Origin of the sequence: Xenorhabdus sp. KJ12.1 (assembly GCF_963876495.1) — a bacterium.
Taxonomy (GTDB): domain Bacteria; phylum Pseudomonadota; class Gammaproteobacteria; order Enterobacterales; family Enterobacteriaceae; genus Xenorhabdus; species Xenorhabdus stockiae.
Genome location: NZ_CAWNQH010000112.1, coordinates 1 through 4,899 on the forward strand (window position 1 = coordinate 1; position 4,899 = coordinate 4,899).

At 38.7% G+C, this 4,899-nt stretch carries 4 protein-coding genes; 2 read left to right on the forward strand and 2 right to left on the reverse strand.

Going from position 1 to position 4,899, the window contains the following annotated elements; genetic code table 11:
* Both AACS92_RS18845 and AACS92_RS18850 read left to right on the forward strand, forming a co-directional pair.
* The coding region (locus AACS92_RS18845) for a gp53-like domain-containing protein (RefSeq protein WP_445286137.1) at positions 1–2,210 on the forward strand (2,210 nt) is incomplete at its 5' end.
* A 2-nt stretch (positions 2,211–2,212) separates the two neighbouring features.
* Complete coding sequence (locus AACS92_RS18850) at positions 2,213–2,635, forward strand: tail fiber assembly protein (RefSeq protein WP_099111953.1); 423 nt, start codon at positions 2,213–2,215, stop codon at positions 2,633–2,635.
* A 34-nt stretch (positions 2,636–2,669) separates the two neighbouring features.
* On the opposite strand, the gene AACS92_RS18855 is transcribed toward AACS92_RS18850, so the two are convergent.
* Entirely contained in the window at positions 2,670–3,206 is a 537-nt protein-coding gene (locus tag AACS92_RS18855; RefSeq protein ID WP_099111954.1) for a tail fiber assembly protein, read from the reverse strand.
* On the reverse strand, positions 3,206–4,899 hold a 1,694-nt coding region (locus AACS92_RS18860), incomplete at its 5' end, for a tail fiber protein (RefSeq protein ID WP_241538041.1). The genes AACS92_RS18855 and AACS92_RS18860, both read right to left, overlap by 1 nt.

Genomic DNA, 4,899 nt, shown 5'->3' on the forward strand with positions numbered 1-4,899 from the left:
AAAACCTCGGATTAACGGAAACCAGAAACCTAGCTCAAAATGCGTACCCTAAAACCGGTGGCAAAATCGAAGGCAAAGTCGATGTTGCCAGCGATATCGAAGCAACTGGTTGGATTGGGGGCAAGGAACTTTGGGAGCGTAAATCTGATGGTGGTTGGGTGCGAGCATACACTCCCCAGAATAAACCCAGTGCAGCAGAAATTCAGGTTGAGCCGCGTTTTAACAATACCATTGACCTGACCGGATTGAGTAGTGACCGTTATTATCCCGTATGGTGGCGTTTTCCTCATAACGATAGTGGTGCTAATCCATGGCTAACCATACATCGTAATTATGCCAAAAATCGGGGAGATAAAAATCCGTTTGGGAAAGATGTAACACACCTTGCAGGGTTGTTATTACAAATGGAAGGCGGAGATACCCGATGGGGGGGAGACGCACAATATCTGAATATTAAACGCATTCGTCAAACTTATCGTAATACAGTGAAAAATATTCGTTATGCAATGATGAGCATTGCACGACCAATAGACGATAAATATCCTCTTTACGAAGGTGTAAAGTCTGGTGATATTGTTCAGTCTCCTGTATTCAGTGGTTGTTATTTACGGGGTGGCTTAACTTATCATGTCACCAGTAATTTTTCCGATATTCATTACTCTCGTGAAGATGGAGAAGTAGAAGCGCATCAATCAATACAGCCATACAATAATTTTGAAATTAAATGGATGGTGAAATCCTATGCCATTGATGATCCTCAATTAGGTTCAGAATATGATGATACTGTTCTGCCTTATGCCCATGATTATGCAGAAACCATTAATTTGGCTAAGAATGCTTATCCTAAAACAGGTGGAAAAATCGAAGGCAAAGTGGATGTTACCAGTGATATCGAAGCAACTGGCTGGATTGGTGGCAAGGAACTCTGGGAACGAAAACCTAATGGTGAGTGGGTGCGGGCTTATACGCCACAAAATAAACCCTCTGCTGCTGATATTGGTGCATTACCAATAACTGGCGGACAAGTGGCAGGTAATGTAGATGCAACTGGCTGGGTTGGTGGTAAAGAACTTTGGGAGCGTAAATCTGATGGTGGTTGGGTGCGAGCATACACTCCCCAGAATAAACCCAGTGCAGCAGAAATTCAGGTTGAGCCGCGTTTTAACAATACCATTGACCTGACCGGATTGAGTAGTGACCGTTATTATCCCGTATGGTGGCGTTTTCCTCATAACGATAGTGGTGCTAATCCATGGCTAACCATACATCGTAATTATGCCAAAAATCGGGGAGATAAAAATCCGTTTGGGAAAGATGTAACACACCTTGCAGGGTTGTTATTACAAATGGAAGGCGGAGATACCCGATGGGGGGGAGACGCACAATATCTGAATATTAAACGCATTCGTCAAACTTATCGTAATACAGTGAAAAATATTCGTTATGCAATGATGAGCATTGCACGACCAATAGACGATAAATATCCTCTTTACGAAGGTGTAAAGTCTGGTGATATTGTTCAGTCTCCTGTATTCAGTGGTTGTTATTTACGGGGTGGCTTAACTTATCATGTCACCAGTAATTTTTCCGATATTCATTACTCTCGTGAAGATGGAGAAGTAGAAGCGCATCAATCAATACAGCCATACAATAATTTTGAAATTAAATGGATGGTGAAATCCTATGCCATTGATGATCCTCAATTAGGTTCAGAATATGATGATACTGTTCTGCCTTATGCCCATGATTATGCAGAAACCATTAATTTGGCTAAGAATGCTTATCCTAAAACAGGTGGAAAAATCGAAGGCAAAGTGGATGTTACCAGTGATATCGAAGCAACTGGCTGGATTGGTGGCAAGGAACTGTGGGAGCGTAGAACTGATGGTAGTTGGGTTCGTGCTGCTACATTAGATGATATAACAGCAAATAAGAGTACAGCTCAAAAAGAGCCTAACGGTTGGTGGAAATGTGGCGATACGGGGATGATTATTCAGTGGGGAGTAGTTCATGGTCGCAGTGGTACAACCAATGTATCTTTACCTATACCTTTTCCTACTACAGGAGCAATGGCTGTAGGTACTGTTTATAAAGCTATACATTACGGAGATGATGATGTCTCTTCTTCTGTCATGTTGGTAGATAACAGTACATTAAGAGTAACCATAGACTATAATTTGCCAACAGCTTGGATTGCAATAGGATATTAATTATGTACTTTTACAGCGCAAAAAATAATGCATTCTACCCTGTTTTATTAAAAACAGATTATATCAATGCAGGATCATGGCCAGATGATGGTATTGAGGTTAGTGACAATATTTATTCAGAATTTGTAAGTAATATTCCTCCTCAAGGTAAGATGCGTATTGCTGGTAAAAATGGTTCACCTGCTTGGAGTGATATTCCTCCACCAACTCAAGAGGAATTACAACAACAGGCAGAGAGAAAAAAACAATCGCTACTTAATGACGCAGATAAAAAAATTATGAGATTAGAGCGAATTGTTAAAAAAAATATGGCAACTAATGATGAAATAAATCAACTAGATAATTTGGAATTATATAGCATAGAATTAAGTCGTTTGGATTGTTCAAAAGTATCAGATATTATTTGGCCTAAAAACCCAGAGTGATTATAAGATAATCAGGGGCATTATGCCCCTGTAATTATTTTATTTTAGGTTGTTCTGGCCATTCTATATTTGGAATGATAGTGCAATCAATTCGGTTAAGCATTACACGATATTTCTTCCACTCTGCTAGAGTTTTTAGTTCCTTTTCTGTTGCTATGTTAAGTTCTACAGCATCTTGCAAGGGTGATATAGTTTCATTAGTTTTATTCAATAACCTTCTCTTCTGCTCTTGAGCTTGAATTATTAATTCATCTTTTGTATATTCACGTGGAGCAAATTTTCCATTGATATACTGCCAACCCCCTATAATATCTATACCATTTGGTAATGATTCTACCTCTACAATACTTCCATTATCTGGGCATATAGATGAGGCATCTTTATTTATTGCACAAATAATATAATTGGAGTTGTATTTTATTTTGTAAGTATCTTCTTTGAATTTTGATATACTCTTATACCAATCATCACCATTTTCACTACGATAGAATATAGCTCCAAATTTCCTCTCAATTTCTTTTTCTTCCATAGTATCTGGCGAATATTTTTCGAAATTTTTCAAATGCAACATTACAAAGCTCCTATATTATGCCAAGTTCCGTTAATAAGTTTTTGTAATGGACGACGTGAAGCAGTATCTGGCTCATTATTTCCATCATTAATAACAGCAGTAATTACATATGGAGGAGTGTCAGAATAACCAGATCCCATCCAAATTGCTGAATGTTCTACAGAACCAAAACGAATATCCTGAATATAACGGGTATCAAAATTACTATAATCATTGGGTATAATCTGACCATTTACAGCAAATTGAATTTGATCAGAAGTTAATCGCTGACTATACCATAACCACCCTTTATCATCGGCTGCTTCTAACACAACATTACGGTTACCACCATTATGTGTATCGCCGAATGTATAAAAGAAAACTTGTGATTTTGCCGTATCGTGCGAATAAATTTTTAATGCGCCGTTACTATTGGCGCCAACAAGCAAACCTCCTTTTGTTCCTATGTCTCCATTACGCGTATTAAAAATAATTCTTGTTTCGTTATCTGTGGTTGCTTTTAAGCCTATACCATACCATGATCTAATTTCTAGGTTATTACCTTCAAAACTAGCAGCATCTTTTCCCCCGTCCCACATACCATGGTTTGTATCACCAATACAAACATTAGATTTAGCTAATAAATTTTCTGAGTTAATGGAACCTTGTGTCCCAATATAGCCATCACGAGGATTGAAAAAAATTCGAGTCTTATTATCTAATGTTGATTTCAGCCCGATACCGTACCATGACAAAATTTCAAGGTTATTGTTTTCAAAATTTGCATCGTCCTTACCAGAAATTAATATTCCATGACGTTCACCCCAGGTTCCTTCCCCGAGATTTAAAGAAGTCTTAGACCAAAATCTATTAGCATGCACTTCGCCATCTATTTGCCCGCCAATTATAGGTAATGCCCCAATATCAGCAGCAGAGGGTTTAAATGTGGATGAGTAAACTATATTCCATCCTAACCAACTAGCACCGTCATCCCATGATTGACGTACAGCTATTTGTCCAGAATGAGAAATATAGCGTTGTGCAATTACACCATTACTATTCTGTACTTCCAAAACACCATAATTGTAAAGTCCAACGGGAGCATCAACCACGGTAGTAATATTTGAAATTCCTACTTTATAAAAACCACTCGATAGACAGTCTTGAAATTTACTACCATCACCAAGATATGCTACTTCATGATTTGCGATAGCACCGACATCACTCGCGGACGGTTTATTAAATGGGGAATAAGCACGTTCTTCTTTACCGCTGTTAGGGTCTTTCTCCCATAATTCTTTACCCATAATCCAATTATCGGCATGAACAATCCCAGCAACTTTGCCTCCTGAGCTGGAAAATGCCCCGATATCTGTGGCAGAAGGCTTATTAGCAGAACTATATTGAACATACCAGTCCTGATATTCTTTGCCTGAACTCCATGATTGACGGCTAGCAACATGCCCTAAATGTGACATGTATAATTGTGAAATGCATGGTTCACTTACAGTGACAATCATCATGCCATAGCTATAAATTGGCGTGCCATTTACTTTCGGAAAATCGGATACAGTTGAGGCATCAGCAATAGCAACTGCATATATTCCTGGTGTATTACAGCTTGCAAATGTTCCTCCGTTGTATACCCCACCAACAACAGATTTTGACCATGCGCCAGCGGCTAGATTAACGGTTTCCGTTAATCCGAGGTTTT